Annotated in this window: 28 protein-coding genes and 1 pseudogene; 15 read left to right on the top strand and 14 right to left on the bottom strand. The window is 70.7% G+C overall.

Annotated features, from left to right (window positions below; genetic code table 11):
* The first annotated feature begins 36 nt into the window (after positions 1-36).
* Both OHB49_RS37265 and OHB49_RS37260 read left to right on the top strand, forming a co-directional pair.
* The gene (locus OHB49_RS37265; protein WP_030975040.1) at positions 37-483 is read left to right on the top strand and encodes an SRPBCC family protein; all 447 of its coding nucleotides are present in this window, start codon (positions 37-39) and stop codon (positions 481-483) included.
* Between the two features lie 102 nt (positions 484-585).
* Positions 586-1071 (top strand): SRPBCC family protein, encoded by a 486-nt coding sequence (locus tag OHB49_RS37260; protein WP_329165291.1) that lies wholly within the window; start codon positions 586-588, stop codon positions 1069-1071.
* 28 nt (positions 1072-1099) lie between these two features.
* On the opposite strand, the gene OHB49_RS37255 is transcribed toward OHB49_RS37260, so the two are convergent.
* Complete coding sequence (locus OHB49_RS37255) at positions 1100-2233, bottom strand: PLP-dependent cysteine synthase family protein (protein ID WP_329165290.1); 1134 nt, start codon at positions 2231-2233, stop codon at positions 1100-1102.
* Positions 2234-2650: 417 nt separating this feature from the next.
* Between OHB49_RS37255 and OHB49_RS37250 the strand changes: the two genes are divergently transcribed.
* Both OHB49_RS37250 and OHB49_RS37245 read left to right on the top strand, forming a co-directional pair.
* A complete protein-coding gene (locus OHB49_RS37250; protein WP_329165289.1) occupies positions 2651-2968 on the top strand; it encodes a hypothetical protein in 318 nt (105 codons plus the stop codon).
* 242 nt (positions 2969-3210) lie between these two features.
* Entirely contained in the window at positions 3211-3732 is a 522-nt protein-coding gene (locus tag OHB49_RS37245) for an ATP-binding protein (RefSeq protein ID WP_030975048.1), read from the top strand.
* A 114-nt stretch (positions 3733-3846) separates the two neighbouring features.
* On the opposite strand, the gene OHB49_RS37240 is transcribed toward OHB49_RS37245, so the two are convergent.
* From OHB49_RS37240 to OHB49_RS37230, 3 genes are read right to left on the bottom strand one after another with little or no spacing between them, the layout of a single operon-like run.
* Entirely contained in the window at positions 3847-6417 is a 2571-nt protein-coding gene (locus tag OHB49_RS37240; protein WP_329165288.1) for an ABC transporter permease, read from the bottom strand.
* Positions 6414-7193, bottom strand: coding sequence for an ABC transporter ATP-binding protein (locus OHB49_RS37235; protein ID WP_329165286.1), 780 nt, complete (start codon positions 7191-7193; stop codon positions 6414-6416). The genes OHB49_RS37240 and OHB49_RS37235 overlap by 4 nt, the downstream gene beginning before the upstream one ends.
* The gene (locus OHB49_RS37230) at positions 7190-7492 is read right to left on the bottom strand and encodes an SHOCT domain-containing protein (RefSeq protein WP_329165285.1); all 303 of its coding nucleotides are present in this window, start codon (positions 7490-7492) and stop codon (positions 7190-7192) included. Before OHB49_RS37230 ends, OHB49_RS37235 begins: the two co-directional genes overlap by 4 nt.
* Positions 7493-7693: 201 nt before the next feature.
* Between OHB49_RS37230 and OHB49_RS37225 the strand changes: the two genes are divergently transcribed.
* Together OHB49_RS37225 and OHB49_RS37220 are read left to right on the top strand one after the other, a co-directional pair.
* A complete protein-coding gene (locus OHB49_RS37225) occupies positions 7694-8263 on the top strand; it encodes a TetR/AcrR family transcriptional regulator (RefSeq protein WP_329165284.1) in 570 nt (189 codons plus the stop codon).
* 37 nt (positions 8264-8300) lie between these two features.
* Positions 8301-8882: a DUF4865 family protein gene (locus OHB49_RS37220; RefSeq protein ID WP_329165282.1), complete on the top strand. Its 582-nt coding sequence runs from the start codon at positions 8301-8303 to the stop codon at positions 8880-8882.
* A 337-nt stretch (positions 8883-9219) separates the two neighbouring features.
* On the opposite strand, the gene OHB49_RS37210 is transcribed toward OHB49_RS37220, so the two are convergent.
* On the bottom strand, positions 9220-10434 hold the full coding sequence (locus tag OHB49_RS37210; RefSeq protein ID WP_030975057.1) for an ROK family protein: 1215 nt from the start codon (positions 10432-10434) through the stop codon (positions 9220-9222).
* A gap of 233 nt (positions 10435-10667) precedes the next feature.
* Between OHB49_RS37210 and OHB49_RS37205 the strand changes: the two genes are divergently transcribed.
* The 3 genes from OHB49_RS37205 to OHB49_RS37195 all read left to right on the top strand — a co-directional run bounded on the left by OHB49_RS37205 (position 10668) and on the right by OHB49_RS37195 (position 13158).
* Positions 10668-11885 carry an MFS transporter gene (locus OHB49_RS37205; protein ID WP_078852837.1) on the top strand — a complete coding sequence of 406 codons (1218 nt, stop codon included), beginning with the start codon at positions 10668-10670 and terminating at the stop codon, positions 11883-11885.
* A 121-nt stretch (positions 11886-12006) separates the two neighbouring features.
* Positions 12007-12375 carry an SCO4225 family membrane protein gene (locus tag OHB49_RS37200; protein WP_329165280.1) on the top strand — a complete coding sequence of 123 codons (369 nt, stop codon included), beginning with the start codon at positions 12007-12009 and terminating at the stop codon, positions 12373-12375.
* 21 nt (positions 12376-12396) lie between these two features.
* Positions 12397-13158, top strand: a complete 762-nt coding sequence (locus tag OHB49_RS37195; protein WP_329165279.1) for a maleylpyruvate isomerase family mycothiol-dependent enzyme — start codon at positions 12397-12399, stop codon at positions 13156-13158.
* Between the two features lie 39 nt (positions 13159-13197).
* Here OHB49_RS37195 and OHB49_RS37190 read toward each other — a convergent pair whose 3' ends face one another.
* Entirely contained in the window at positions 13198-13599 is a 402-nt protein-coding gene (locus OHB49_RS37190) for a MarR family winged helix-turn-helix transcriptional regulator (protein ID WP_030975065.1), read from the bottom strand.
* 87 nt (positions 13600-13686) lie between these two features.
* Between OHB49_RS37190 and OHB49_RS37185 the strand changes: the two genes are divergently transcribed.
* Positions 13687-15201, top strand: a complete 1515-nt coding sequence (locus OHB49_RS37185) for an MFS transporter (protein WP_329165278.1) — start codon at positions 13687-13689, stop codon at positions 15199-15201.
* 103 nt (positions 15202-15304) lie between these two features.
* Complete coding sequence (locus OHB49_RS37180; RefSeq protein ID WP_030975069.1) at positions 15305-15619, top strand: DUF6332 family protein; 315 nt, start codon at positions 15305-15307, stop codon at positions 15617-15619.
* Here OHB49_RS37180 and OHB49_RS37175 read toward each other — a convergent pair.
* From OHB49_RS37175 to OHB49_RS37165, 3 genes are all read right to left on the bottom strand, one after another.
* Positions 15580-16245 carry a response regulator gene (locus OHB49_RS37175; RefSeq protein WP_030975072.1) on the bottom strand — a complete coding sequence of 222 codons (666 nt, stop codon included), beginning with the start codon at positions 16243-16245 and terminating at the stop codon, positions 15580-15582. The two genes, OHB49_RS37180 and OHB49_RS37175, sit on opposite strands and share 40 nt — an antisense overlap.
* Positions 16242-17627 (bottom strand): sensor histidine kinase, encoded by a 1386-nt coding sequence (locus tag OHB49_RS37170; RefSeq protein ID WP_443079601.1) that lies wholly within the window; start codon positions 17625-17627, stop codon positions 16242-16244. Before OHB49_RS37170 ends, OHB49_RS37175 begins: the two co-directional genes overlap by 4 nt.
* Positions 17628-17758: 131 nt before the next feature.
* Positions 17759-18496, bottom strand: a complete 738-nt coding sequence (locus tag OHB49_RS37165; protein WP_329165277.1) for a TetR/AcrR family transcriptional regulator — start codon at positions 18494-18496, stop codon at positions 17759-17761.
* 130 nt (positions 18497-18626) lie between these two features.
* On the opposite strand from OHB49_RS37165, the gene OHB49_RS37160 reads away from it, so the two are divergent.
* Entirely contained in the window at positions 18627-19076 is a 450-nt protein-coding gene (locus OHB49_RS37160) for a nitroreductase family deazaflavin-dependent oxidoreductase (RefSeq protein WP_030975078.1), read from the top strand.
* A gap of 185 nt (positions 19077-19261) precedes the next feature.
* Here OHB49_RS37160 and OHB49_RS37155 read toward each other — a convergent pair whose 3' ends face one another.
* On the bottom strand, positions 19262-20476 hold the full coding sequence (locus OHB49_RS37155) for a geranylgeranyl reductase family protein (protein ID WP_030975080.1): 1215 nt from the start codon (positions 20474-20476) through the stop codon (positions 19262-19264).
* A 184-nt stretch (positions 20477-20660) separates the two neighbouring features.
* Between OHB49_RS37155 and OHB49_RS37150 the strand changes: the two genes are divergently transcribed.
* Together OHB49_RS37150 and OHB49_RS37145 are read left to right on the top strand one after the other, a co-directional pair.
* On the top strand, positions 20661-22025 hold the full coding sequence (locus OHB49_RS37150; RefSeq protein WP_329165276.1) for a dipeptidase: 1365 nt from the start codon (positions 20661-20663) through the stop codon (positions 22023-22025).
* Between the two features lie 103 nt (positions 22026-22128).
* A pseudogene (locus OHB49_RS37145) lies at positions 22129-22299 on the top strand (MBL fold metallo-hydrolase); the annotation flags it as partial.
* Here the strand turns inward: OHB49_RS37145 and OHB49_RS37140 are convergent.
* Complete coding sequence (locus tag OHB49_RS37140) at positions 22258-23295, bottom strand: NUDIX hydrolase (RefSeq protein WP_329165275.1); 1038 nt, start codon at positions 23293-23295, stop codon at positions 22258-22260. The pseudogene OHB49_RS37145 and the gene OHB49_RS37140 overlap by 42 nt on opposite strands.
* A gap of 198 nt (positions 23296-23493) precedes the next feature.
* On the opposite strand from OHB49_RS37140, the gene OHB49_RS37135 reads away from it, so the two are divergent.
* Positions 23494-23670: a hypothetical protein gene (locus tag OHB49_RS37135; RefSeq protein WP_107055353.1), complete on the top strand. Its 177-nt coding sequence runs from the start codon at positions 23494-23496 to the stop codon at positions 23668-23670.
* Between the two features lie 103 nt (positions 23671-23773).
* On the opposite strand, the gene OHB49_RS37130 is transcribed toward OHB49_RS37135, so the two are convergent.
* From OHB49_RS37130 to OHB49_RS37120, 3 genes are all read right to left on the bottom strand, one after another.
* Complete coding sequence (locus OHB49_RS37130) at positions 23774-24454, bottom strand: formylglycine-generating enzyme family protein (RefSeq protein WP_329165273.1); 681 nt, start codon at positions 24452-24454, stop codon at positions 23774-23776.
* A gap of 84 nt (positions 24455-24538) precedes the next feature.
* The gene (locus OHB49_RS37125) at positions 24539-25465 is read right to left on the bottom strand and encodes a carbohydrate ABC transporter permease (RefSeq protein WP_329165271.1); all 927 of its coding nucleotides are present in this window, start codon (positions 25463-25465) and stop codon (positions 24539-24541) included.
* Complete coding sequence (locus OHB49_RS37120; RefSeq protein ID WP_030975238.1) at positions 25462-26376, bottom strand: carbohydrate ABC transporter permease; 915 nt, start codon at positions 26374-26376, stop codon at positions 25462-25464. The genes OHB49_RS37125 and OHB49_RS37120 overlap by 4 nt, the downstream gene beginning before the upstream one ends.
* Between the last annotated feature and the right edge of the window lie 3 nt (positions 26377-26379).

Below are 26379 nucleotides of genomic sequence, written 5' to 3'. Positions count from 1 at the left end.
GCGCGCGACGTGCCCGTCACGTCCTAGAATCGTGCCGTGGCCGTCTTCCGGATCGAGCGATTCAGTCCCCTTCCCGCCGCCGAGGCGTGGCGCCTGGTGACCGACTGGGAACGGCACGCCGCGCATCTCCCGCTCACCCGGATCAGTGTCCCGCCGGGGCTTCCCACCGGAATCGGGACCGTCTTCGTGGCCCGCACGGGCGTGGGCCCGCTGGGGTTCGACGACCCGATGGAAGTGGTGCGCTGGGCACCGCCCGCGGCCGGCCGGGCCGGGCTCTGCCGCCTGGAGAAGCGCGGTTCCCTGGTGCTGGGCCGGGCCTCGATCGACGTGTATCCGGCGGAGTGCGGCTCGCACGTGGTGTGGGTGGAGGAGCTGCGCGTCCGGCTGCTGCCGCACTGGGGAGACGCTCTGCTCTCCGGCGCGGGCCGCCGGATCTTCCGCCGGGTGCTGGACGGCCTCCTGGACGACCCGGTGCGGCCGTAGCTGCGGCACGTACCGGTGCGGACATCTGACGGTACGACAGATATCGTGTGGCTCCTCGCGGACGGGGTGCGTCCGCGGCCGATCGCACGGGAGGTGCGTTCCATGGCACGCCGACTCCGCTCCGTGGACCTCGACTTCGTCCCGGTCGCTCCGCTGCGGCTGGTGTTCGCCGCCGAGGTGTCCGCACCCCCCGAGGCGGTGTACCGGGCGCTCGCCGAGGACGTCGAGGGCTGGCCCTCCTGGTTCACCGCAGTGACGGCTGCCCGCCCCACCGCAGCCGGCGCGGGCCGCGAGGTCCGGCTCAAGGGCGGCACCATGTTCCGGGAGACGGTTCTCGCGAAGGAGCCGGGCGAGCGGTACGCCTACCGGGTCGACGAGACCAACGCACCCGCACTGCAAGCCCTGTTGGAGGAGTGGCGGCTCTCCCCGGCCGCGACCGGGGCGGGCACGAGGGTGCAGTGGACCTTCGCCGCCGACGGGCCGGCGCCGTTCCGGTTCACCCTGCGGCTGGGCCGGGCCGGGCTGGGCCGGGCGTTCCGGGACGCGGTGCGCAATCTCGACGAGCGGCTCGCCGCCACCCCCGCCTGAAGGCTCGGATCGCGGGTGAGGGACTGGCTCAGCGGGGCCACATGCCAGTGGCCAGGAAGCGCTCGATCGTCGCGGCGTACGGGGCGATGTCGAGGCCCTGTCCGGCGAGCCAGCTGTCGGAGTAGTACTTGTCGAGGTAGCGGTCGCCCGGGTCGCAGAGCAGCGTGACGACGCTGCCGGTACGGCCCTGTTCCAGCATTTCGGCGACGAGCTTGAACGCACTCCACAACCCGGTGCCGGTGGAACCCCCGGCCTTGCGGCCGATGGCCTGCTCCAGGGCGCGCACGGTGGCGACACTGGCCGCGTCCGGCACCTTCATCATCCGGTCGATGGCGCCGGGCACGAAGCTGGGTTCCATCCGGGGCCGGCCGATTCCTTCGATGCGTGAACCGCAGTCACTGGTGGCGAGGGCGTTATGGTGGGTCCAGCCGTCGAAGAAGCAGGAGTTCTCCGGGTCGGGCACACAGATCCGGGTGTCGTACTGCATGTAGTGCACATAGCGGGCGATGGTCGCCGAGGTGCCGCCGGTACCGGCAGTGGCCACGATCCAGGTGGGTTCCGGGTAGCGCTCCAGCCTCAGTTGCTGGTAGATCGACTCGGCGATGTTGTTGTTGCCGCGCCAGTCGGTGGCCCGCTCGGCGTAGGTGAACTGGTCCATGTAGTGACCGCCGCTCTCGGCGGCGAGTTCGGCCGACTCCTCGTACAGCTTCTGGGCGTCGTCGACGAAGTGGCACTGGCCGCCGTGAAATTCGATCAGCCTGCACTTCTCGGGGCTGGTGGTGCGCGGCATCACCGCGATGAACGGCACCCCGATCAGCTTCGCGAAGTACGCCTCCGAGACGGCCGTCGAGCCACTGGACGCCTCGATCACCGGCTTGCCCGGCCGGATCCAGCCGTTGCAGAGCCCGTAGAGGAAGAGCGAGCGGGCCAGCCGGTGCTTGAGGCTGCCCGTGGGGTGCGTCGATTCATCCTTGAGGTAAAGATCGATCCCCCAGGCCTCGGGCAGCGGAAAACGCAGCAGATGCGTGTCGGCGGAACGGTTGGCGTCGGCCTGGACCTTGCGCACGGCGTCATTCAGCCAGGCCCGGTACTCGTGGTCGGTGCGGTCGACGTCGACGGTCGCCACGACCTGGCCGTCGAGCCTGTGCCCATTGGTGTCCATCAGCACGCTCCTGCTCGTCGTCACCGGACAGCCGGACCCCCCGGACCCCCGGACTCTGCACATCAACGATATGCCCCCTACCTGCACAAACATTGACTTTGGGGGTCCATAGCGCTGCCTTGGGGCTGTCCCGTAATCCCTGGCGGGCGCGCGACGACAGCTACGGCATCCCGCCGCGTTGTCGGGACGCCCGAATACGCCCGGCACGAGGACGCCCCTCCGCCTTGCGATGCATCCCATCTGACGCCGCGCGCCTATCCACCAGGGATTACGGGACAGCCCTTTGGTGTCGGCGGCCCGGACGGCCGCCGCCCGCCCTGGCGCAATTGCGACATCCGGCCCCGAGACGGTCTGGTGCACCGGCCGAGCCACATGCAGACTTGCCGTCGGAAGCATGAGAAAGGGGGCGAAGCAGTCATGACGGAAACGGAGTTCAGCGCGACGGGGGTACGGATCGAACGATGGGCCCGCTCGCTCACGAGAGCCGGGCAGGTGATCGTGAAGGACGGCCGGGTGGTACTGCTGACCAGCTACGGCCGGGAGATCGACAGCGCCCCGGTAGGGGTGGTCAGTGCGGGCCGGCCTTGGTTCGCCGGTACGGACTCCGCGGTGGCGCGATTCAACGGGACGCGCTACCGGCTGACGATGGGACAGCGCGACCACAGGCGGGACCGAGTGGGCCCGTCGCACCGGTTCCTCGAGGCCCTGCGCGGTGCGGGGGCCCGACTGGACTGACATCACGGGCCGACCTCGCACAGCCGATGTCACAGGGGCGACAGAGCGGTGCTGACGGAGCGGAGCCGCCCGGACACCGCAAGTTGCGGAGCCGTTACCACTGAGCGACATTGGACACACGTCACTCATGGTTCACCGGCGGTGACACTGCGATCCAGTCCGCCGGCCCGGGAACGGCAGCCGGCTCTCCGCCGACTCCGTTCCGCCGTCTTCTTCCGGACCTATTTCGGGGAGTCGCAGCCGTGATCAGCGAGCCAAGCAGGCACTGCACGGTGGAGCTCCAGGCCCTGCCGTCGCGGATCGGCCAGGTCCGCAGAATCATCTCGGCGCAATTGCGCTACTGGCATCTGGACCCTCTGATCGACCAGGCAGCGCTGGGCGTCACCGAACTGCTGACCAATGTCCACCGGCATGCGCAGCCGGACAAAACGTGCACCGTAGAGATCGAGTTCCTGCTCGAACGACTGACTGTCTCCGTCCACGACCACGACCCGCGGCTGCCGACCGTGCGCGAGGCCGACGCGTCCAGCACATCCGGGCGCGGGCTCGCCCTGATCGCCGCGGTCAGCGAGAGCTGGGGGGTCCTGCCGCGGGGCCGGGCCGGGAAGGTCGTCTGGTTCACCCTCCCGGCGCCTTCCCTGTTCGCCGCGGTGCGGCCGCACTCGGTGTACGGGGCGACGACCGACGGTCCGTTCGGCGATGTCGACACCCCGTCCCTGGAGAAGGTGGCCCACACCGACGCCCGGTCCGCCGCGGTGGGCTGAGGGCTGTCCCAAGATCCCTGGCGGGCGCCGCAGAGCCTCGCTTTCGGATCAGAGAGCCGCGAAGAGCGGAGCGCCCTGAGGCGCTCCGCTCTTCGTGCGTGCCGCGGTGGTCGCCTAATCGGCAGCGATGGCGCGGAGCACGTCGAGGCGTGCCGCACGCCGCGCCGGTCGCCATCCGGCCAGCGCCCCGGCGGTGATCCCCACCAGGGCGACCACCAGGAGCCGCGTCGGCGGCAGCGCGAAGGCGAACGGGGTGTCACCAGCGCCTTCGGACGCCTTGACCAGCACCCAGCCGAGGAATCCGCCGAGCAGCAGGCCGCCCGCCGTGCCGAACGCGGCGACCAGGACGGACTCCCAGCGGACCATGGCCCGCAGCTGGCTCCGGGTCTGTCCGACGGCCCGCAACACGCCCAGTTCCCTGGTGCGTTCGTGAATGGCCAGGGTGAGGGTGTTGGCGATGCCGAGCAGCGCGATCAGTACCGCGAGCGCCAGCAGCGCGTAGACCAGTGTGAGCATCATGTCGATGGAGCCGGCCGAGGACTGAGCGTACTCGCCACGGGTCTGTACATCCGGACTGCCGTACGCCGCCGCGGTCTTCTCGACGGCCGCCTTGCCATCGGCGGTGGACACCCCGTCCTCGAACGTCACGGCGACCAACGTGTCGGAGTCCTGCGCACGGTGCGGAGCCCACGCCTGCCGGGTGATCACATAGTCGCCCGCCAGCTCCGACCGGTCGTAGAGCGCGCGCACCGTGAAGATCTGCTGCTTGCCGTCGGTGAAGGTGAGCCGGGCGGTGGAACCGGCGTGCAGATCCCGTTCGGCAGCTTCGGTGCCGGACACGGCGATGCCGTTCGCGCCCAGTGCGTTCATCGATCCCCGGACCGTGCCGAGATCGAAGACCTTGGCCAGCGCGGCCGGGTCGGTGACGGTCAGGGCGCGTCCCGCCCCGTTCACCTCCGCCACTCCCTTGCCGAGGCCGACCGTGGTGGCCACGTCGGGCAGCCGGTCGACGGCGGGGGCCAGCCCGGGGCTGAGACCGCTGCCACCGGCGCCGAACGCGGGCGCGCTGATGGCGACATCACCGGCGAAGGAACGGTCCACCGTCTGGTTCATGGTGGCCTTCAGAGAGGCGCCGAAGACCGTGAAGAGCGAGACGACGGCCACGCCGATCATCAGCGCCGTGGCGGTGGCGGCGGTCCGCTTCGGGCTGCGCAGGGCATTGCGCCTGGCGAGTCCGCCGGTGACCCCGCGCAGCCGGTCGAGCGGTGCGCCCAGGACCCGTACGGCGTACGAGGAGGCGACCGGACCGAGCACGACGAACGCGGCGAGCGCCAGGACCGCGCCCGCGGCAGACAGCCAGACGGACGGATCGGCCAGGATGCCCGTCGTGATCGCGCCGACGGAGGTGAGCAGCAGCGCGACGCCGGTGACGGTGCGGATCCGGGAGGCCGCCGAGTCGTCGACGGCGGTCTCGCGCAGGGCCGCGAGCGGTGCGGTGCGTCCCGCGCGAACGGCGGGCAGGAGCGCGGAGCCGAGACAGACGATGACGCCGACGGCGAGCGGCAGCAGCAGCGAGACACCGCTGATCACGAGCGCGCCCTCGGGGAACGGGAAGCCGACGGCGGGGAACAGCGCCTGCAGCCCGACGGCGATGCCGATGCCGGCGGCCAGTCCCGCGGCGGACGCGATCACTCCGACGACGGCGGCCTCCACAAGGGTCGACCCGAGGATCTGCCGACGGGAGGCACCGAGGGCGCGCAGCAGGGCGTTCTCCCTGGTGCGCTGGGCGACGACGATCGCGAACGTGTTGTGGATGGAAAAGGTCGCGACCAGCAGGACGATCCCGGAGAACACCAGCAGCAGCGTGGTGAACAGGCCGAGAAAGGCGCCGGAGATCATGTTCTGGTTCTCCGTGGCGGAGGCCTGGCCGGTGATGGCTTCGGTATTTTCGGGCAGCACCGGAGTCAGCGCGTCCACGAGCTCCTGCTGGCTGGTGCCGGGCGCGGCACGCACCAGGATGTCGGCGGCCTCGCCGGGTTTCGGGGTGAGGTACTTCTCGGCGTCGGCCTGCGTCATCCCCGTGTAGGTGACCTGGCCCATGCCGTCCTCGCCGCCGAAGGTGGCCAGACCGACGACCGTGACACGCACGGGGTCGGGGGTGCGCAGCACCGTCGTGTCGCCGATCTTCAGCCCTCCCCTGTCGGCGGTGCCGCGGTTGATGACGACCTCTCCGGATGCGGACGGGGCGCGCCCCTCGGCGAGTTCGTATGGGTTGAGCTCGGGGTCCTGGATCCAGTTGCCCGCGAGGGTGGGCGGGCCCTGGCCGCCGATGGGTTTACCGTCGGTGGCGATCAGTTGGCCGGCGCCCTGGATGTCGGCCGCCGCGGCGGCGACACCGGGTGTCTGTTCGATCTTCTTCACCAGGGTGGTGCTCACCGGTTGCCGGGTGCCCTCCCCCTCGCCGGACACCGTCACCACCTTGGCGCTGCGGACGACCGCGTCCGTACCGCTCGCGGCGTCGGCGAACATCGTGTCGAAGCTCGCCCGCAGGGTGTCGCCCATGACGAGCGTGCCCGCGAGGAAGGCGACACCGAGCAGTACGGCGGTGAAGGTGCCGGCGAACCGGCGCTTGTGGGCACGGAGCGAGGAGACGCTGAGGCGCACGGAGGCGCGGGTGCTCGTCATGGCGTCCGCGCCGTCGTGCCGGGTGTGAGGTCGATGGCCTTGAGCCGGTCGAGTACGCGCTCCGCGGTGGGATCCGGCATCCGGTCGACGAGGTGTCCGTCGGCGAGGAAGACGACCTCGTCGGCGTGGGCGGCGGCGACCGGGTCATGGGTGACCATGACGACCGTACGGCTGGTCTGCCGGACGGTGCGGCCGAGGAGCCGCAGCACCTCCTGGCCGGATCGGGAGTCGAGATTGCCAGTCGGTTCGTCGGCGAACACGACATCGGGGCGTCCCGCGAAGGCGCGGGCCACGGCGACCCGTTGCTGCTGCCCCCCGGAGAGTTCGCCGGGCCGGTGGTGCAGCCGGTCCCGCAGGCCCACGGTGTCGATGAGGGCGTCGATCCACTCCTGGTCACCGCGCTCGCCGGCGAGGTCCATGGGGAGGGTGATGTTCTCGGCGACCGTGAGGGTGGGGATCAGGTTGAAGGCCTGGAAGACGAAGCCGATGCGCTGCCGGCGCAGCAGAGTGAGCCTGCGGTCGTCGAGCGCGCTGAGGTCGGTGTCGCCGATGAGGGCGGAACCGGAGGTGAGGGTGTCGAGGCCGGCGGCGCAGTGCATCAGGGTGGACTTGCCGGAACCGGAGGGCCCCATGATCGCGGTGAAGCGGCCGGCCGGGAAGCCGACGCTCACCCCGTCCAGGGCCCTGACCTCGGTCTCGCCCGTGCCGTAGATCTTCACGGCGTCGACGACGCGGGCGGCGGTGGCGGTGGCGGTCGAGTTGAGCGTGGTGGTCACGCGGCACCTCCCCGACCGGTACGGCCGAACTGCTCGTCCAGTACGGAGAGCCGTCGCCAGTACTCGTCCTCGTCGATCTCACCCGCCGCGAAACGACGGCCGAGCAGGGCGATGGGCGACTGTTCGCCGGGGAGACCTGGAGCGCCGTGAACGGTGCGCAGGCCCCACGGGCCAGGTCGGCCGCCGCGCCGGCCGGTACGGCGCAGCACGGTGACAAGGGTGACGACGACGGCCGCCCAGATCAGCGGGAAGAGGAGGATCCACGGTCCGGGTCCACCGGAGTAGGCCAGGGTGTTCATCTCGGTCAGCTCCCTCGGTGCGAGGTTCTGTTGTGCTGTTGTTCTGTCGCTGACGAGCCTGGCTCCGGGAGGGGGTCCGAGTCGTCGTACGGCCAGCGGCCGTATGCGTACCCCCTTGGGAGTACGCGGCCCTCGGGCACCTGCTCCCGCTGACCGGCCGAGATCCCTGGAGCTCTGTACCTACTGGTATGTACAGAGCTCATGAGCACTCCGGACCGTCTGATCGAAGCCACCCGGGAGCTCCCGTGGGAGCGCGGATATGTGGGCACGAGCCCGAAGGCGATCCAGCAGCACGCGGGCGCCGGCCAGGGCAGCATGTACCACCGCTTCGCGGGCAAACCCGATCGGGCACTGGCCGCCATCGTGCGCACGGCGGCGGAGCTGCGGGCCGGCGCCGAACTGGTGCTGGGCGGCCCGGGATCGGCGTACGAACGGATCTCGGCGTACCTCCGGCGTGAGCGCGACGTGCTCCGCGGCTGCCCGGTCGGCCGGCTGACGATGGACCCGGATGTCATCGCCAGCGACAAGCTGCGCGCACCCGTCGACGAGACGATCGGCTGGCTGCGCGGACGGCTCGGCGAGGTCGTCCGGCAGGGCCTGGACCAAGGCGAGTTCGATCGCTCGCTGAACCCGGACGAGATAGCGGCGACGGTGGTCGCGACAGTGCAGGGCGGCTACGTGCTGGCTCGCGCCTCGGGCTCGACCGCGGCCTTCGACGCGGGCGTCAGGGGCCCGCTCTCGCTGCTCGCCCCACGCACTGGCTCCGCCTGACCTCTCCCACGCACCACTACTGCCTGAGGAGTACGCGATGCATGCCAAGCAGTACGAGATCACCCTGCCCGCCCATTACGACATGGGGATCATCCGTACCCGCGTCGCAACCAGGGGCCACCTCCTCGACACCTTCCCCGGCCTGGGCATCAAGGCGTACCTGATACGCGAACGCGGCGAGCACTCGCCGGTCGATCAGTACGCGCCGCTGTACCTGTGGAAGGCACCCGAGGGCATGAACGCGTTCCTCTGGGGGCCCGGATTCCAGGGCATCGTCGATGACTTCGGCCGTCCCGAGGTGCAGCACTGGACCGGCCTGTCGTACGCGGAAGGCCCCGCGTCGGCCGCCCTCCCCCGCACGGCGACCCGCCACCGTGCGCCGATCCCTGCCTCGGTGGCCCCGGCGGACGCGGTCGAGGCAGAGCTGGAGGAGAGCGGGACGTCGGCGAAGGCCCCCGGCGCGGTCGCCATGGCGCTGGCCGTCGACCCCCGCCACTGGGAGATGCTCCACTTCACGCTCTGGGAGCACGACGCCCCCGAAGCCCCCGGAGAGCGCTACGAGGTGCTGCATCTGTCCATGCCGGAGCGGGAGCGGCTCGGGGAGGGCAGGCAGTGGTAGCCACGGTCCGCACGGTCCTCGGCGACATCCCTGCCAGGGAGTTGGGCGTGTGCGAGGCCCACGACCATCTCTTTCTGCGCAGCCCGGCCCTGCCGGGCCAGGAGCTGGACGACCGCGAGCGAGCGGCCGAGCGGCCGCGCGACTTCCGGGCTCTCAGGGGCCGGTCGGTGGTGCAGTGGACACCGTACGGGATGGGCGCGGGGCCGACATGCTTGCGTCACCGGCCCATTCGACGGGGAGGGATGTGGTGGCGGCCACCGGTCTGCACCAAGCCGCGCACTGCACACCGGAGTTGCTCGACCGTGTCCGGGACGGCCCGCACTCCGCGGCCGCCGGTTCAGGCCAGTGCGGCCAGCGGGTCGTCGAGAACCGGCTGCCAGGCCAGTTCGGCCGCGCCGACCAGGCTGTTGTGATCGAGGGTGCACGGCAGGATCGGCACACTGCCGCTGCGCCCCCACAGGCTGCGATCGGCGACGACGGCGCGCAGTCGCTCCGGGTCGGCGTCGAGCAGTGCGCGGTGCAGTCCGCCGAGGATGATCCGGTCCGGGTTGAGGATGTTGACGAGTCCGGCCAGCCCGAGGCCGAGCCGGTCGATCAGTTCGTCGGACGCGGCCCGTACCGCCGCGTCCTCGTACTCCGTGCGCAGCAGGTCGCTCGCCTGCTTGAGCAGCGACTCCTCGGGGCCCGGTTCGCGGCGGGCGGCGACGAGGAAGGCCAGCGGGTCGGTCTCGACGTCGAGGCAGCCGCGACCGCCGCAGTGGCACGGACGCCCCTCGGGGTTCACGGTGAGATGGCCGACCTCGAGGGCCAGCCCCGAACTGCCGGTGTGCAGGCGGCCGTCGAGGACGAGGGCGCCGCCGACGCCGCGGTGGCCCGTGGCCACGCAGAGCAGATGCTGGGCTCCGCGGCCGGCGCCGTGCCGGTGCTCGGCGAGCGCGGCGAGGTTGACATCGTTTCCGGTGAACGCGGGGCCGGGGATGCCGGCTTCACGTACACACGTGGCGAAGATCTCACGGACCTGGGATCCTGCCGGCCAGGCGATGTGCAGTGGGTTGAGAGCGGTGCCCTCCGGTTCGGCCACGGCGGAGGGGACGGCGAGGCCCGCACCGACGCAGCGCAGCCCGCTGTCGCGCAGCAAGCGGGCGCATGCGTCGACGACTTCGCCCACGACCTGGGCCGGGTCCGATGTGACGGTGACGCAGCCGGGATCCGTGGCGACGAGTCGGCCGCCGAGCCCCACCAGCGCGGCACGGAACCCGTCGGCATGCACCTGCGCGGCGATGGCGACCGGGCCGGACTCGCGGATGGCCAGCCGGTGCGAGGGGCGGCCCTGCGAGCCTGCCGCGGAACCGGGGCTGGAGTCGACGCGGATGAGACCGAGCGCCTCCAGCTCCGCGGCGACCGCACCGGCGGTCGCGCGGGTGACGCCGAGCTCCGAGGTGAGCACGGCGCGGGTGGGCGCGCGTCCTGTGTGGACCAGTTCCAGGGCAGGCCCGAGCGCGCTCCGGCCCCTCTCCAACTTCGTCCGGGTGGTGGTCGCCTTGCCGTTCATGGGGGCGAGTCTCCCATGATCCGGAGCAACTGCCGACGCTCCGGTCGGGCGCTCCAGCCCGCGTGCTGCCACGGCGCACGCCGTTCGCGCCCGCGGCGGCCACCTCTCCTGGTCACCGTGATCACCCCTCCCCGGTCGCTCCTCCCGGTCACTGTGATCGCACCCTCCGACCTTGTCGGCCCTGGCGGTCCGCCGTCTTGCATCCCTAGTCCACGGGCCCCTATGCTTCTTTTGTGCCGCAACTAAACAAACTGCGGACGGCCCTACCGGGGGGACCAGGCGGAGACACCGCCCCACCCTCGTCGGCCCGCCTCCGTACCGCGCTGACCGTGTTCTTCGCCCTCGACGGTTTCCTCTTCGCCGGCTGGGTGGTCCGCATCCCGGCCATCAAGCACCAGACCGGCGCCTCCGCATCCACACTCGGCCTCGCCCTGCTCGGGGTCTCCGCCGGAGCCGTCATCACCATGATGCTCGCCGGACGGCTGTGCAGGCGGTTCGGCAACCACCCCCTGACGGTGGTCTGCGGAGCGCTCCTCTCGCTCGCCATCGCCCTGCCCGCGCAGACGCACTCGGCACTCACGCTCGGTCTGGTCCTGCTGGTCTTCGGCGCCGCATACGGCGCGATGAACGTCGCGATGAACAGCGCCGCGGTCGATCTGGTCGCCGGCCTGGGGCGCCCGGTGATGCCGAGCTTCCATGCCGCGTTCAGCCTCGGCGGCATGCTCGGCGCCGGACTCGGCGGACTGGTCGCCGGTGGCCTCTCCCCCGCCACCCATCTCTTCATCCTGACCGGGGTCGGACTGCTGGTCACCGCCGCCGCCGGACCGACCCTGCTCCGGTACCCGGCCCCCCGGGCGGCGACCGCGGCGGACCCTGCCGAGCCGCCACGCCGGATGGCGGGCCGGGCCCGCAACCTGGTCCTGCTGTTCGGCGTGATCGCGCTCTGCACCGCGTACGGGGAAGGGGCCTTGGCCGACTGGAGCGCGCTCCATCTGGCTCAGGACCTGCACGCCCGTCCGGGCGTCGCTGCCGCCGGATACTCGCTGTTCGCCCTGGCCATGACCGTGGGCAGGCTCACCGGCACCGCCCTGCTCGAACGGCTCGGCCAGACCCGCACGCTCGTCGCGGGCGGCGCGACGGGCGCGGCCGGAATGCTCCTCGGATCGCTGGCACCGACCACCTGGCTCGCCCTTCTCGGCTTCGCCGTCGCCGGACTCGGCCTGGCGAACATCTTCCCCGTCGCGGTCGGACGGGCCGGCGAGCTGGCCGGCCCGAGCGGAGTGGCCGTCGCGTCGACGATCGGCTACGGCGGGATGCTCCTCGGGCCGCCCGCGATCGGGTTCCTGGCCGACTGGTTCTCGCTGCCGTTGGCCCTCACGACGGTGGCGCTGCTCGCCGGTGCCGCGGCGGCGCTGGGGTACGCGGCACGGCATGCGACGGCCCGCGCCTGATCGCCATACGCATTCCAGACCTCCACTGCACGCACATCGGCCTGATTGAGTAGGCGTACTCAGGCAGGACCGGCTCCCCGGCCGCACGATGGAGGCATCGACCATCCACGGGGAGCAGGCCATGAACAAGCCGGTCATGAACAAGCAGCACCTCCGCACGCTCGTACGGCTGACCTTCGGCAATGCCGCCTCGCTGATCTACCTCGGGGTGGTGCTGGCGGCGGCGGTGTTTGTCGCCGTGGACACACTGTTCGTCCCACACGAGGACGCCTCGTTCGCGGGCGTCTGGCTGTTCCTGCTCGCGGCGCCGACAGTGTTCGTGTTCTTCGTCGGCAGCGAGCTGTGGGGAGTGGACGCGGCCGGGCCGGCCTGGTTCATATATCTCGCCCTCGTCGTGTCCGTCCTCCTGCAGGCGCTTGCCCTCGGCTGGTTCGTACGGCTGGTGCGCGGCGGAGGATGCTCCCGTACCGCCCATCCCCAGGGCGTCTGAGCCACTGGCACAATCTCGGCCATGGAGACCACGGACCACGTCAAGTCCCTCACGGAAGCAGGACACTTGCTGGCCGCCGCGGCGGAGCAGGCCGGGCCCGGCGCTTCGGTGCCGACATGCCCGGGCTGGCAGGTGCGCAATCTGCTCCGGCACACCGGCATGGTGCACCGCTGGGCGACCGCGTACGTCGCCGAGGGGCACACCTCGTACCACCCCGACGGGGGCGAACCCGATCTGGACGGCGGGGAGTTGCTCGACTGGTTCCGCGAGGGGCACGGCCTGCTGGTGAACGCGCTGGAGAGCGCCTCAACCGAGCTGGAGTGCTGGACCTTTCTGCCCGCGCCCTCCCCGCTGGTGTTCTGGGCACGGCGGCAGGCCCACGAGACGACGATTCACCGGGTGGACGCCGAGTCCGCGTGCGGCGGCCCGCTCTCGACCGTGGCGGCCGGCCAGGCGCTGGACGGGATCGACGAGCTGCTGCTCGGGTTCCACGCCCGCCCGAAGAGCCGGGTGCGCATCGATGCACCACGCACGCTGCGGGTACGCGCCACGGACACGGGCGACGCGTGGACCGTACGGCTCTCGTCGGAGCCGCCGCAGGCCGAACGCGAATCGAAGGCCGACACACACCGGGCGGGGTCCGGCGACTGCGAATTGAGCGGGACGGCCGAGGGGCTCTATCTGACGCTCTGGAACAGGCTGCCGCTCACCGCGGTCACGGTGACGGGCGACCGGGGGCTGGCCCGCCTGTGGTGCGAGAACTCCGGGGTCACCTGGTCCTGACAGACGTACGGGAACGAGGCGCGGCGGCCGGTACCGCACTCAGCCGGTCGCGCCGTCCAGCATCCGGGCGAGCACCGACCGCTGCAGCGGCTTGACCTCGGCATGACGCGCCCGGCCCTTCGCGGTCAGCTCGACCCGGACTCCGCGCCGGTCCTCGCTGCACATCCCGCGACACACGAGGTCGTCCTTCTCCAGCCGTGCGACCAGGCGTGACAGCGCACTCTGGCTGAGATGGACCCGGGAGGCCAGCTCCTGTACGCGATAGGCGGCACCGCCGTCCTCCGCGGCGCCCTCCGCGAGGACGTCGAGCACCTCGAAGTCGCTGGCGCCGAGGCCGTGCCGGTGCAGCTCACGATCGAGCTCGCACAACGTCCTGGCATGCAGCGCAAGGATGTCCCGCCACTCCTCGACGAGCACCCGCTCGGGCTTGTTGGCTGCCATGACCGCACGTTAGCAGAGATGGAGCCGTTTGTTGCATCGGAATTAAATGCACTTGCATTCAATGCATATGCATGTACCTTCGTCGTCATGACCTCTCCGCTCAACGTCTCCGATTCCCATGCGCGTTGGAGCCCGCGCCTGTGGGGCACCCTGCTCGTGCTCTGCGCCGCGATGTTCCTGGACGCGCTGGACGTCTCCATGGTCGGCGTCGCTCTGCCGTCCATCGCCGACGACCTCGACCTGACCACCTCGACCCTGCAGTGGATCGTCAGCGGGTACATCCTCGGCTACGGCGGACTGCTGCTCCTCGGCGGCCGCGCGGCCGATCTGCTCGGCAGGCGCCAGGTCTTCCTGATCGCGCTCGGCGTCTTCGCCCTCGCCTCGCTGCTCGGCGGATTCGTCGACTCCGGGCCGCTGCTGATCGCCAGCCGCTTCATCAAGGGGCTGAGCGCCGCGTTCACCGCGCCGGCCGGGCTCTCGATCATCACCACGACGTTCAAGGAAGGCCCGCAGCGCAACCGCGCGCTGTCCATCTACACCACGTGCGCGGCCACCGGCTTCTCCATGGGCCTGGTGCTGTCCGGTCTGCTCACCCAGCTGTCCTGGCGCTGGACCATGCTGCTGCCCGCCCCCATCGCGCTGATCGCCCTGGTGGCGGGGCTGAGGCTGATCCCGCACAGCGACCGCGAGGACACCCGCCGCGGTTACGACCTGCCGGGCGCCGTCACCGGCACGGCATCCATGCTGCTGCTGGTGTTCACCGTCGTCCAGGCCTCGGAAGCCGGCTGGACCTCGGCCCGGACCCTGCTGTCGTTCCTCGCCGTCGCCGTACTGCTGACCGTCTTCGTCACCATCGAGCGACGCACCGCGAACCCGCTGATCCGGCTCGGTGTGCTGCGCTCCGGCAGCCAGGTCAGGGCGCAGCTGGGCGCCGCCGCATTCTTCGGCAGCTACGTCGGCTTCCAGTTCCTGGTCACCCAGTACATGCAGTCGCTGCTCGGCTGGTCGGCCCTGCAGACCGCGCTGGCCTTCCTGCCCGCGGGGTTGCTGGTCGCGCTGTCGTCGACGAAGATCGGCGATGTGGTCGACCGGTTCGGGACGCCGCGTGTGATCGCGGCCGGCTTCACCTTCCTGGTCGTCGGCTACGGGCTCTTCCTGCGGATCACCCTCACCCCGTCGTACGCGGCGGTCATCCTGCCCTCGATGCTGCTGCTGGGCGCGGCCTGCGCACTGACCTTCCCGTCGCTCAACATCCAGGCCACCAACGGGGTCGACGACGACGAGCAGGGCATGGTGTCGGGCCTGCTGAACACCTCGATCCAGGTCGGCGGGGCGATCTTCCTGGCCGTCGTGACGGCGGTGATCACGGCACACGGCAGCGGCGACGGCTCCTCGCAGGCGGTCCTCGACAGCTACCGGCCGGGCCTCGTGGTGGTGACGGCGATCGCGTTCGCCGGGCTGCTGATCACGCTGACCGGCCTGCGTCGCCGCAGGCCGGTGCAGCACTCCGTGCTGGTCGCGTCGTCCGAGGGCGACCGGGCCGCCGCCGAGGCATCGGCCGCCCAGCTGTCGGCCGCACAGAAGGTGGCGGTCCGGGACTGACCGGCCCGGCACTGCCCCTCATGGCTGACCGGCGAGGGGGAACGGGGCGGTGGGCGGCGAGGCATCCTTGTCCGCCGCACACCGCCCCTGTGACACTTCGAACATGGGACGCCGAAGTCAGGAAGACCGGGACGCCATGACCGTCGAGATCGGTTTCGCCCTGGTGAGCGCGGCCTTTCTGGCCGCGGCCGCTTTCGTCGCGGTCACCATGACCACCGTGTACTTCGATCTTCCCCGTACGGCCGAACGTGTGCTGGTCCGGATCGGCGCCGTCGTCGCAGCCGTCGTCTTCGTCGCCCGCCTCGTCGACGTGCTGTGGGGCTTTCCACGCCGGGGCAGTCGGCGTCCGGCCGCCACGCACGGCCCGCAGGCTCCGTCTCAGCCGAGCCAACCGGGGCGTACGAGCCCCGACTCATAGGCGAGCACCACGAGTTGGGCCCGGTCGCGGGCACCGAGCTTCACCATGGTGCGGCTGACATGGGTCTTGGCGGTGAGCGGGCTGACGACGAGTCGGCGGGCGATCTCCTCGTTGGAGAGGCCGATACCGACCAGCGTCATCACTTCCCTTTCCCGTTCGGTGAGTTCGCTCAGTCCCGTCGCAGCCGCAGGCTCCTTGGAGCGGGCCGCGAACTCGGCGATCAGCCGTCGGGTCACTCCCGGCGAGAGCAGGGCGTCACCACCCACCACGGCCCGTACCGCCCGCAGCAGCTCCTCGGGTTCGGTGTCCTTGACCAGGAAGCCGGAGGCGCCGGAGCGGATCGCCTCGAAGACGTATTCGTCGAGCTCGAAGGTGGTGAGCATGATCACCTTGACGTCGTCGAGGTCCGGATCCCCGGTGATCGTGCGGGTGGCGGCGAGGCCGTCGAGATGCGGCATCCGGATGTCCATCAGCACGGTGTCCGGCCGCAGTTCGCGCACCAGACGTACGGCCTCCTCGCCGTCGGCGGCCTCCCCCGCCACCTCGATGTCCGGCTGGGCGTCCAGCAGGGCGCGGAAACCGGCCCGGACCAACAGCTGGTCATCGGCGAGCAGTACGCGGATCACGGTGTCTCCTCCGTCGTGTCCTGCACAGTGTCCCCCGTCGCGTTCCGTGTCGTGTCCTGCCCGGGGTTCCCCGTCGCGTCCAGGGCGGTGCCTTCCGGTGACGCCGGGCGCAGCAGAAGCTCGGCCCGCACCCGGAAGCCGCCGTCGGGCCGGGGTCCCGCTTCGATCGTGCCGCCCAGCGCGGCGGCCCGCTCCCGCATGCCGGCCAGCCCGTTGCCGCTGCCCCCGGCGTCACTGCCGGTGGCGGGTCCGTCGTCGTCGATACGGAGCCGGATGCGGCCGGCCCCGTAACCGATCCGGACCCGCGCGCTGCGCGAGCCCGAATGCCGCACCACATTCGTCAGCGCCTCCTGCACGATCCGGAAGGCCGCCAGATCCGCACCGGGCGGGACGGCGTTCCGTACGCCGTCCGTCTCCACCGTGACGGTCAGTCCGGCACTCGCCGCCTGATCGACCAGCTCGGGCAGCCGGTCGAGGCCGGGGGCCGGGGCCCGGGGCGCGTCGCCGGGGGTACGGAGCGTGTCCAGGACCTGACGGACCTCGCCGAGAGCCTCCTTGCTGGCTGCCTTGATCGTGGTGAGGGCCGTACGCGCCTGCTCCGGGTCGGAGTCGAGCAGCGCGAGTCCGACGCCCGCCTGGACATTGATGACGGAGATGCTGTGAGCGAGCACGTCATGGAGCTCCCGGGCCATGCGCAGCCGCTCCTCATCGGCCCGCCGTTTCTCCGCGGCGTCGCGTTCGGCCCGCTGTGCGGCCCACTGCTCACGGCGTACGCGCACGAACTCCGCTGCCGCGACGATCGCCACCACCCAGGCGGCGACGCCCAGTTCCTGCCCCCACGGTGCGGCGGAGTCACCGCTCGGCGGCAGCCAGCGGTACAGCCAGTGGGCCACCAGCAGATGCCCCACCCACACCATCCCCACGGCCGACCAGGCCGCCCGCCGGTGTCCCGCGACCACGGCGCTGAAGCATCCGACGGCGACGGCCAGGAAGACCGGACCGTACGGGTAACCGGCCCCGAGATAGACCATGGCCGCAGCCGCGGAGACGAACACCGCCAGGACGGGGTGGCGGTGGCGCAGCAGCAGTACGGCGACCGCGATGAGGAGCAGCGCCCGGGCGAAGAGGTCCAACGAGGCGCGCTCGCCGAGCTGGCCCCGGGCCGCGACGGTCGAACCGATCATGACGATCGCACCGAGCAGGAGGGTGGACGCCCACGGCAGGCGGTCGGCGGACCGCGCGTTCCTCGCTGTCAGCCAGCGCGGCGGGCCGTCGTGCCACCACGGTCCGCCGGGGCCCGCGTGCATCCAGGACCGCCGCTGCGGCGGTCCGCCCTGCACCCGAGGGGGACCGCCGCTTCCGTGTGAGCGCTGCTCTTCCATACCGGCAACGCTAGACGGCAGGCCACTGCAGCGGCGTCAGCCGGGCGTGGTGATCACGCGTACTCCCGGCGGAGTACACCGTCGACGCGGGTTGCGAGCGGGGGCGGGGGCAAGGGCGGGCTGCGGCGGGCTCAGGCACCGCTGCCCGTTCTGCGGCCGCTCCCGCCGCCGAGCAGTCCGACGTGACGCGCCAGTTCGCCGACGGCCTGCCGGAAGAAGGCCTCCCGCGCCTCGACGATCCGGTTGAACTGCCCGAAGATCTCGAAGGAGATCAGCCCGAAAAGCTGCGACCACGCGGCCACGAGCGAGGGGACCACCGCCGGGGGGAGGTCGGGGGCGAAGTCGGCGGCCATCCGTTCGGCATCGGAACGCAGCTCGGCGGCGAGCGGCGGCAGCGCGAGACCGTCCGTGCGGTGGGCGTCGCCGACGATCGCGATGAGGACGAAGCCGACGCGGGAAGCGGGGCCGACCGTCGCCTGGGGCGCGGTGTAACCGGGCACCGGCGAGCCGTAGATCAGACCGTACTCGTGGGGGTGGGCGAGGGCCCAGTCGCGTACCGCGCACGCGACCGCGGTCCAGCGGGCGAGGTGGCGGGCGGAGGCGGACGGTCCTGCGCAGGATGCCCGGTCGGCGGCTTCGGCGGCCTCGCCCACGGCGTCGTACGCATCCACGATCAAGGCCGTGAGCAGCTCGTCGCGGCTGGGGAAGTAGCGGTAGAGCGCGGACGAGACCATGCCCAGTTCACGGGCGACGGCGCGCAGCGAGAGTCTTGCGGCGCCGTCGGCCGCGAGTTGCTTCCTCGCCTCGTCCTTGATGGCGGCGGTGACTTCGATACGGGCCCGTTCCCTGGCTCCTCGGATGGTGCTCATGGCGATCAGTCTGCCATGAACTTGGAGCACCGACTAATAACGAGAGCAGTGCTCTTGCATTTGAGTGCCAAGCACGTGCACACTGATCTCAAGCGAGAGCAGTGCTCACACTTTCCGAAGGGGAATCTCGATGTCCGTGCACGTGCAGAAGCCCGGCTGGTTCACCGTCAACGTCTTCAACCGCACCGTCGCCTGGATCACCCGGCGCGGCATCAGCGTCTGGGGCTCACGGGTCCTGGCAGTCCGCGGCCGCAAGAGCGGCGAGTGGCGCCGTACCCCGGTCAACCTCCTGACCGTGGACGGCCGGCAGTACCTCGTCGCGCCCCGCGGCCACGTCCAGTGGACGCACAACATGCGCGCGGCCGGCGGTGGCGAGCTCCACCTGGGCAAGAAGGTCGACGTCTTCACCGCCACCGAGGTTCCCGACGACGAGAAGCCCGAGTTGCTGCGCGCATACCTCAAGCGGTGGAAGGCGGAGGTCGGCGTCTTCTTCGGCGGCGTCGGCCCGGACTCGCCCGTCGAGGAGCTGCGCCGCATCGCCCCCGACCACCCGATCTTCCGGGTCACGATCGAGGCCTGACGGCCCGGAGTACCTTCATCCGGCCCGGGACCGGGCCGACCGTGCCCTGCGCCGTCCCCCCGGCCCGCCGTCGAGGACCTTCCAGCCCGTCCAGGCCGCCATGCACCTGACGGTCAGCCTTTCCGAACCTTCCGGCTTCTCCGGAGTCCGCCGGCCCGTCGGTGCGGATCCTTCCCCTGGTCCGTCTAGCGGTCCATCGCCGACAGGGCGCGCTGTGCCAGCGGATGCGTACGGACCAGCTCGGCCAGCGAAGTCGTCCCCCGGGTGATCCCGGCGAACGCCTTCCAGGCCGGGCGGAATCCGGTCAGCACCGCGTGCAGTATGCCCGGGCGGCGCTCGAAGAGCTTCAGCATGCGCCTGCCGACACCCATCTCGACGCCCAGTCCGGCCTTGATGGCGAACGCGTAGTTGAGCGCCTGGCGGCGGGCGTCCACCGCATCGTGCGACTCCGCGATCCGGACCGCCCACTCGCCGGCGAGCCGCCCCGAACGCAGCGCGAACGAGATGCCTTCACGGGTCCACGGCTCCAGCAGGCCCGCCGCGTCGCCGCAGACGAGCACCCGCCCGCGCGACAGCGGCGAATCGTCGCTGCGGCAACGCGTGAGATGGCCGGAGGAGATCTTCGGCTCGAAACCGGCGAGGCCGAGCCGGGCGATGAAGTCCTCCAGATACCGCTTGGTCCCCGCGCCGTCACCGCGCGCCGAGATCACACCGACGGTCAGGGTGTCGCCCTTCGGAAACACCCAGCCGTAACTGCCGGGCATCGGGCCCCAGTCGATCAGTACCCGCCCCGCCCAGTCCTCCGCGACCGTGGCCGGGACCGGGATCTCCGACTCCAGGCCGAGGTCCACCTGGTCGAGCTTCACCCCGACATGGGCCCCTATGCGTCCCGCGCTGCCGTCGGCGCCGACCACCGCACGGGCGAGGACGGTCTCACCGCCGGACAGCACCACGGCGACCGTGCGCCGGTCCGGGACCGCGGCGCCGTGCTGCTCGACCCGTGTCACCGTCACTCCGGTCCGGAGTTCGGCGCCCGCCTTCTGCGCCTCCTCGACCAGGCCTGCGTCGAACTCGGGCCGGTTGATGAGCCCGAAGAGCATCCGCTTGGACCGGCGCGTCCGCGCCAGCCTGCCGTTCAGCGAGAACGTCACCGCGTGGATCCGGTCCTGCAACGGCAGTTCGAACCCGGGCGGCAGCGCATCACGCGAATACCCGATGATGCCGCCGCCGCAGGTCTTGTACCGGGGCAGTTCCGCCTTCTCCAGCAGCAATACCCGCCGGCCGGCGACCGCCGCCGCGTATGCCGCGGAGGCTCCGGCCGGTCCGGCGCCGACCACGACGACGTCCCACACGGACAACTCTTCCAGCTCACGTCCGGCGTCTGCGTTCTCGCTGCTCACGATGTGCTTCTGCTCCCGATCCCGACCAGTGGCCCACACTGCTCACGGCATCCTACGGCGCGTTGCGGCCGTCCCCCGCTGTGGGAGGATCGACCGTGCGTTCGCCATACATGCAACGCCGCACCCACGGCGTTCGTGCAGACGGATTCGTACACATAACGTCGCACCCATGAGGAGCGTGCCCATGACCGCCCATCCGATTTCCGAGACTGTCGCCTCGCTGATGCCCCGCGCCAAGGCGGAGCTGGCCGAGCTGGTGGCCTTCCAGTCGGTGGCGGATCCCGCGCAGTTCCCGAAGAGCGAATGCGAGGCGGCCGCCAACTGGGTCGCCGACGCACTGCGCGCCGAGGACTTCCAGGACGTCGCCCTGCTCGACACCCCCGACGGCACCCAGTCGGTCTACGGCTTCCTGCCCGGTCCGGCCGGCGCCCCGACCGTGCTGCTCTACGCACACTACGACGTGCAGCCGCCGCTCGACGAGTCCGCCTGGCTCTCCCCGCCGTTCGAGCTGACGGAGCGCGACGGCCGCTGGTTCGGCCGCGGCGCGGCGGACTGCAAGGGCGGCTTCATCATGCACCTCCTCGCCCTGCGCGCGCTCAAGGCGAACGGCGGCGTCCCGGTTTCCGTCAAGGTGATCGCCGAAGGCTCGGAGGAGCAGGGCACCGGCGGTCTGGAGCGGTACGCGGAGGCGCACCCCGATCTGCTGGCCGCGGACACCATCGTCATCGGCGACACGGGCAACTTCCGGGTCGGTCTGCCGACGGTCACCGCGACACTGCGCGGGATGACGATGCTCCGCGTCACCCTCGACACCCTCGAAGGCAACCTGCACTCCGGACAGTTCGGCGGCGCCGCGCCCGACGCGCTGGCCGCGATGATCCACCTGCTGGCATCACTGCGCGCCGAGGACGGCACCACGACCGTCGACGGGCTCGTCACGGACGCCGACTGGGAGGGACTGCAGTACCCGGATGCCGAGTTCCGCACGGACGCGAAGGTGCTCGACGGTGTGGAGCTGATCGGGACGGGTACGGTCGCCGACCGCATCTGGGCCCGGCCGGCCGTCACCGTCATCGGCATCGACTGCCCACCCGTGGTCGGCGCGACGCCGTCCCTGCAGGCGACGGCGCGGGCGCAGGTCAGCCTGCGGGTGCCGCCGGGCCAGGACGCCGCCGAGGCGACGCAGTTGCTGACCGCCCATCTGAAGGCGCATGCCCCGTGGGGTGCACGGGTGGCCGTCGAGCAGGTGGGCCAGGGCCAGCCGTTCCGCGCGGACATCTCCAGCCCGGCGTACACCTCGATGGCACAGGCCATGGAGACCGCCTACCCCGGCGAGAAGATGCAGTCGTCCGGCATGGGCGGCTCGATCCCGCTCTGCAACACTCTCGCGACGCTCTACCCGGAGGCGGAGATCCTGCTGATCGGCCTGAGCGAGCCGGAGGCCCAGATCCACGCGGTGAACGAGAGCGTGTCGCCCGAGGAGCTGGAGCGGCTGTCGGTCGCCGAGGCGCTCTTCCTGCGGAACTACGCGGAGTCCAAGGGGGCCTGATCCCGCGTTGCTCCCGCCGGTCCGGCACCGGCGGGAGCACTCCTCGACGGCGTACGCGCGGGTCCGGGTGCTGCGCCGCGACGAGCCAGCAGGGTCGCCGCCGGGTGTCTTCGACACCGACCGGGCCGAGGCCCTGGCCTCGTTCCGGCGGCCGGCCGCACCGGCACCGTCCACCGTCTGCTTCGGGCACGGTGATCCGCTCACCGTCGACGCGGCGGCGGTGCTGCGGGCGTCAGCCGACCGGGACTCCGGCTTCCAGGTTGAGCACGGTTGACCGCTCGCGGGCCCGCAGGGCCCAGCGAAGCCGTTCGTACCGGATGGGCGGCAGCATCGTCGCGGCCTCTGCCTCGGTGACGAACCGCCAGTCGCGCAGTTCGGAGCCGGGCAGCCGCAGCCGGTCCACTTCCTCGCGGCGCAGCAGGCCGCCGTCGAAGAGCAGCCGCAGTCCTCCGTACCCGGGTGGGTTCGGTGGCTCCCAGTCGACGACCAGCAGTTTCGGTATCCGGTCGAGCTGTATCCCTATCTCCTCGGCCACTTCCCGTACCCCTGCCTGGGCCGGCGCCTCGCCCCGCTCCACCACTCCGCCGGGGAACTCCCAACCGGGCTTGTACGTGGGGTCGACGAGCAGGACCCGGTCGTGTTCGTCGAAGAGCAACACCCCGGCGGCGAGTGTCTCGGCGGTCGGCTCGGGCGTCTGCACGATCTCGCACGCGCCGGCCGCTCCGGTGCGTACGGCCTCGGCGATACGCTCGGCCGTCTCCTGCGGGGTCAGTGTGCTGGTGTCGATGGTGTGGGCGTCCGCGGTGATCCAGTCGAGAGCCGCCCGGTAGGGCTCGATGTGCTCGTAGGCCCACTGCCGTACGCGTTCGCTCGCTTCCGGGTCGTCCGGTATCTCCTCACGACCGGCGATCCGCTGCCGCAGGATCGTTTCCTCAGATGAGAGCAGTACATGACGCACCGGAATGCGCCTGGAGGCGAGCCCTCCGAATATCTCGTCGCGGTACTCCTGCCGCAGCAGCGTCATCGGCACCACGAGCACCCCTGGCAGCTCGGCGAGCAGAGCCGCTGCCGTGTCCACCACCATCCGCCGCCAGATCGGCAGATCCTGGTAGTCGGTCACCTCGGCCAGTCTCTTCTGGGGCAACAGCTGCCGCAGCGCCCCGCCGATCAGTTCGGGGTCGTAGAAGGTACTGTTCGGGATCAGATCGATCAGTTCGCGCGCGGCGCTCGTCTTGCCCGCGCTGAACGCACCGTTGACCCAGACGATCACGGTTCCCCCTCTTCCGTAGCCCCCTGTGGCTTGCCCGCAACACCCTGCCGCGAAAACCCGACCGTGGCGATCCTGTTGCACGAACGGGGCCACCGGCAGCCGTCGACGGGCGTCCCACTGTACGAGTCCGGACGTCCGCCCGGCCGTAACGACGACGGCGGGAGGTCGTTGGAGCCGTCGAGGGCAAGGGGGTACACCGTGCGGCGCACAGTACTGGAGCGGTTCCCGGCGGGCGGTCCGCGGGGCAGCTGGCCTGCGGAGGAGTTCGCGGCAGCACGCCGCGTCGAGGGCATGGCGGCCGAGGTCGTGATGGACCTGGAGGAGGACGCGTTCCTGGTGGTCGTACCGCAGCAGTCGGCGGACCGGAGACATTGATCCGGCCCGTGGGAGTCGGCGGGCTCGGTCGGATGCCGCGGGTAGCGCCCGGCGCGCTGTGCGCAGCGGGCGGCCGGTGTTCATGTCGTCGGCGACGTCGCTCTCAGAGTTCGGAGAAGACGGAGCGCGCGATGCGGAATCCGACGTCGTCGACCTGGAAGGTCGGGTGGCTTCGGCGCCGCACCGAGGCCCGGCAGCTCCAGTGCTCGTCGAACCACCCACCGCCACGCAGCACCCGATAGGTGCCGTAGACCTCGGCATCGTAGATGTCCCAGCACCACTCCCAGACATTGCCCAGCATGTCGTACAGGCCCCACGCGTTGGGCTGTTTGCCGGCCACATCGTGAATCCGCTCGTGCGAGTTGCCGCGATACCAGGCGATCTCGTCGAGCCGCCCGTACCGCGCGTCGGCCGTACCGGCACGGCACGCGTGCTCCCACTCCGCTTCGGTCGGTAGTCGGTATCCGTCAGCAGCCATGTCCCACTCGACGCCCTCGTCGTCGGCATGGAGGCAATAGACGGGGGCCAGCCCCTCGCGTCGGGACAGGGCGTTGCAGAACCGGACCGCGTCCCACCACGAAACGCCCTCGACGGGCAACCGTTCGCCCTGCCCACTGCTCGGCCGTCGACCGGTGATCTGTGCGTACTGCGCCTGCGTGGTCGGGAACGCGGCCAGCCGATAGGGCGCAAGATCGACCGACCAGCTCCGCTGCGTCCGCCGATCCGACAACGTCACGCGCCCCGGCGGGACGGCAATCATCTCGTTCCCTGTGTTCACGTCCATGGGTAGGCGATCATAGTGGGTCATGATCCAACGGCATTGTCCACAGAGTCGTGTGACGGGTCATCAGAGACCGGCATGGGAGCTCTACCCCTTGCTCGATCCCAGTGTCAGCCCCGCGATGAAGTGGCGCTGGAGCAGCAGGAAGACCACGAGCGTCGGCAGGGCTACGATTACCGAGCCCGCGGCCAGGAGGTTGTAGTCCGTGAAGAACTGCCCGCGAAGGTTGTTGAGGGCCGAGGTGATGGGGAGCTTGTCGCCGTCGGAGACGAAGACCAGTGCCCAGAGGAAGTCGTTGTACATCCAGGTGAACTGAAGTGTGCCGAGCGCGGCGAGAGCCGGTCGGCACAGCGGCAGGGTGATCCGCCAGTACTGCGTCCAGACGCCCGCGCCGTCGACGATGGCGGCCTCCAGGATCTCCTGCGGCAGTGTGCGCATGAAGTTGGCGAGGACGAAGACGCAGAAGCCGATCTGGAAGCCGATCTGCACGACGACGACGGCCCAGTAGGAGTCGTACATCGTCATCGAGTCGGACATCCAGTACGGCAGCGGGATGCGGTTGAACACCACGTACAGCGGTGTCACGATCACCTGCTGCGGCAGCAGGTTCCCGGCCGTGAAGAGCATCAGCAGGACGATCCCACCGCGCATTTTCAGCCGGGCCAGCGCGAAGGCCACGAACGAGGCGAGGAAGAGGGTGACGAGTACCCCGGGGACCGCGATGATCATCGTGTTGACGAAGTACTTCGTCATCCCCGAGTCGGTGAACGCCTGCCGGTAGTAGTCGAACGAGAGATGCTTCGGCAGCGAGAAGTAGCCGTACTCGGAGGTCTCTTCGTACGGCCGCAGCGAGGCGTACACCGCGAGCAGCAGCGGAGCGAGGAACGCGAGCGAGACCGCCATCAGGAAGGCGTGCACCCCGAGCCGGCCGGGGCGGATTCTGCGCCGCCCGACTGCGGGTGCCGAAGGCGCGGGCTGTGCGGCGGGGCGGGCGGGGGCGGTGTCGACGGTCATCGGTTCTTCTCCCCTCGGAGCTCCTGGACCAGGTACGTCACGACGAATCCGAGGGAGACGGTCAGCAGGACGACGGCGATGGCGGAGCCGAAGCCGACCCGGCTGGCCTCGCCGATGATGTTGTCGGTGACGAGCACCGAGAGCAGTTCGAGTCCGTTGCGGCCGTGATTGACGGCGTACACGATGTCGAAGGCGCGCAGGGACTCGATGACGGTGATGACGCCGACGATGACGTTGACCGGCCGCAGTGTGGGAAAGACGATGCGGAAGAAGGTCTGGGCCTCGCTCGCCCCGTCGATGGCGGCGGCTTCCTTCAGCGAGGTATCGACGGCCTTGAGCCCGGCGAGGTAGAGGATCATCACATAGCCGGTGTGCCGCCAGGCCGCGGCGAGCAGAACCATCCAGATGTTGAGGTCCGGGTCGCCGAGCCAGTCGGTCGGCGACTTGGTGTCCCCGATGATCGCGTTGAGGGCGCCCTGGTCGCGGGAGAAGATGAGCTGCGCGATGAAGCCGACCACGGCCAGCGACAGCACGACCGGCATGTACAGCGTCGACTGGTAGAAGCGGCTGAACCGCACGCCCCGGTCGATGAGTACGGCGAGGAGCAGTCCGAACGGCGCGGCGACGAGGCCGAGGAAGGCAAGCCAGAGCAGGTTGTGCCGGGCGGCGGGCCAGAACTGCGGGTAGTTGGTGAAGAGGTTCGCGTAGTTCTGCGTACCGACCCACTTGATGTCACCGATGCCGTCCCAGCTGGTGAAGGAGAGCACGACGGAGGCGAGGGTCGGGCCCCACACGACGGCGATGTCGAGCAGGACCGGTATGCCGAGCAGCAGACCGATGACGACGAGGTCGCGGCCGGAGAATCGCCGCGGGCCCCGTCGTTCGGTTCGCCGCCCCGAGAGGAACGACACGGT

This window comes from Streptomyces sp. NBC_01717, from assembly GCF_036248255.1.
Lineage (GTDB): Bacteria > Actinomycetota > Actinomycetes > Streptomycetales > Streptomycetaceae > Streptomyces.
The sequence above is the reverse complement of the archived record's forward strand: the minus strand, read 5'-3'. Positions and strand labels throughout refer to the sequence as shown.

Coding starts and splice junctions, on each gene's coding strand:
- OHB49_RS37260 (WP_329165291.1), top strand. CDS start 586: ATGGCACGCCGACTCCGCTCCGTGGACCTCGACTTCGTCCCGGTCGCT.
- OHB49_RS37255 (WP_329165290.1), bottom strand. CDS start 2,233: ATGGACACCAATGGGCACAGGCTCGACGGCCAGGTCGTGGCGACCGTC.
- OHB49_RS37250 (WP_329165289.1), top strand. CDS start 2,651: ATGACGGAAACGGAGTTCAGCGCGACGGGGGTACGGATCGAACGATGG.
- OHB49_RS37240 (WP_329165288.1), bottom strand. CDS start 6,417: ATGACGAGCACCCGCGCCTCCGTGCGCCTCAGCGTCTCCTCGCTCCGT.
- OHB49_RS37230 (WP_329165285.1), bottom strand. CDS start 7,492: ATGAACACCCTGGCCTACTCCGGTGGACCCGGACCGTGGATCCTCCTC.
- OHB49_RS37225 (WP_329165284.1), top strand. CDS start 7,694: ATGAGCACTCCGGACCGTCTGATCGAAGCCACCCGGGAGCTCCCGTGG.
- OHB49_RS37220 (WP_329165282.1), top strand. CDS start 8,301: ATGCATGCCAAGCAGTACGAGATCACCCTGCCCGCCCATTACGACATG.
- OHB49_RS37210 (WP_030975057.1), bottom strand. CDS start 10,434: ATGAACGGCAAGGCGACCACCACCCGGACGAAGTTGGAGAGGGGCCGG.
- OHB49_RS37200 (WP_329165280.1), top strand. CDS start 12,007: ATGAACAAGCCGGTCATGAACAAGCAGCACCTCCGCACGCTCGTACGG.
- OHB49_RS37195 (WP_329165279.1), top strand. CDS start 12,397: ATGGAGACCACGGACCACGTCAAGTCCCTCACGGAAGCAGGACACTTG.
- OHB49_RS37190 (WP_030975065.1), bottom strand. CDS start 13,599: ATGGCAGCCAACAAGCCCGAGCGGGTGCTCGTCGAGGAGTGGCGGGAC.
- OHB49_RS37185 (WP_329165278.1), top strand. CDS start 13,687: ATGACCTCTCCGCTCAACGTCTCCGATTCCCATGCGCGTTGGAGCCCG.
- OHB49_RS37180 (WP_030975069.1), top strand. CDS start 15,305: ATGGGACGCCGAAGTCAGGAAGACCGGGACGCCATGACCGTCGAGATC.
- OHB49_RS37170 (WP_443079601.1), bottom strand. CDS start 17,627: ATGGAAGAGCAGCGCTCACACGGAAGCGGCGGTCCCCCTCGGGTGCAG.
- OHB49_RS37165 (WP_329165277.1), bottom strand. CDS start 18,496: ATGAGCACCATCCGAGGAGCCAGGGAACGGGCCCGTATCGAAGTCACC.
- OHB49_RS37160 (WP_030975078.1), top strand. CDS start 18,627: ATGTCCGTGCACGTGCAGAAGCCCGGCTGGTTCACCGTCAACGTCTTC.
- OHB49_RS37150 (WP_329165276.1), top strand. CDS start 20,661: ATGACCGCCCATCCGATTTCCGAGACTGTCGCCTCGCTGATGCCCCGC.
- OHB49_RS37130 (WP_329165273.1), bottom strand. CDS start 24,454: ATGGACGTGAACACAGGGAACGAGATGATTGCCGTCCCGCCGGGGCGC.
- OHB49_RS37125 (WP_329165271.1), bottom strand. CDS start 25,465: ATGACCGTCGACACCGCCCCCGCCCGCCCCGCCGCACAGCCCGCGCCT.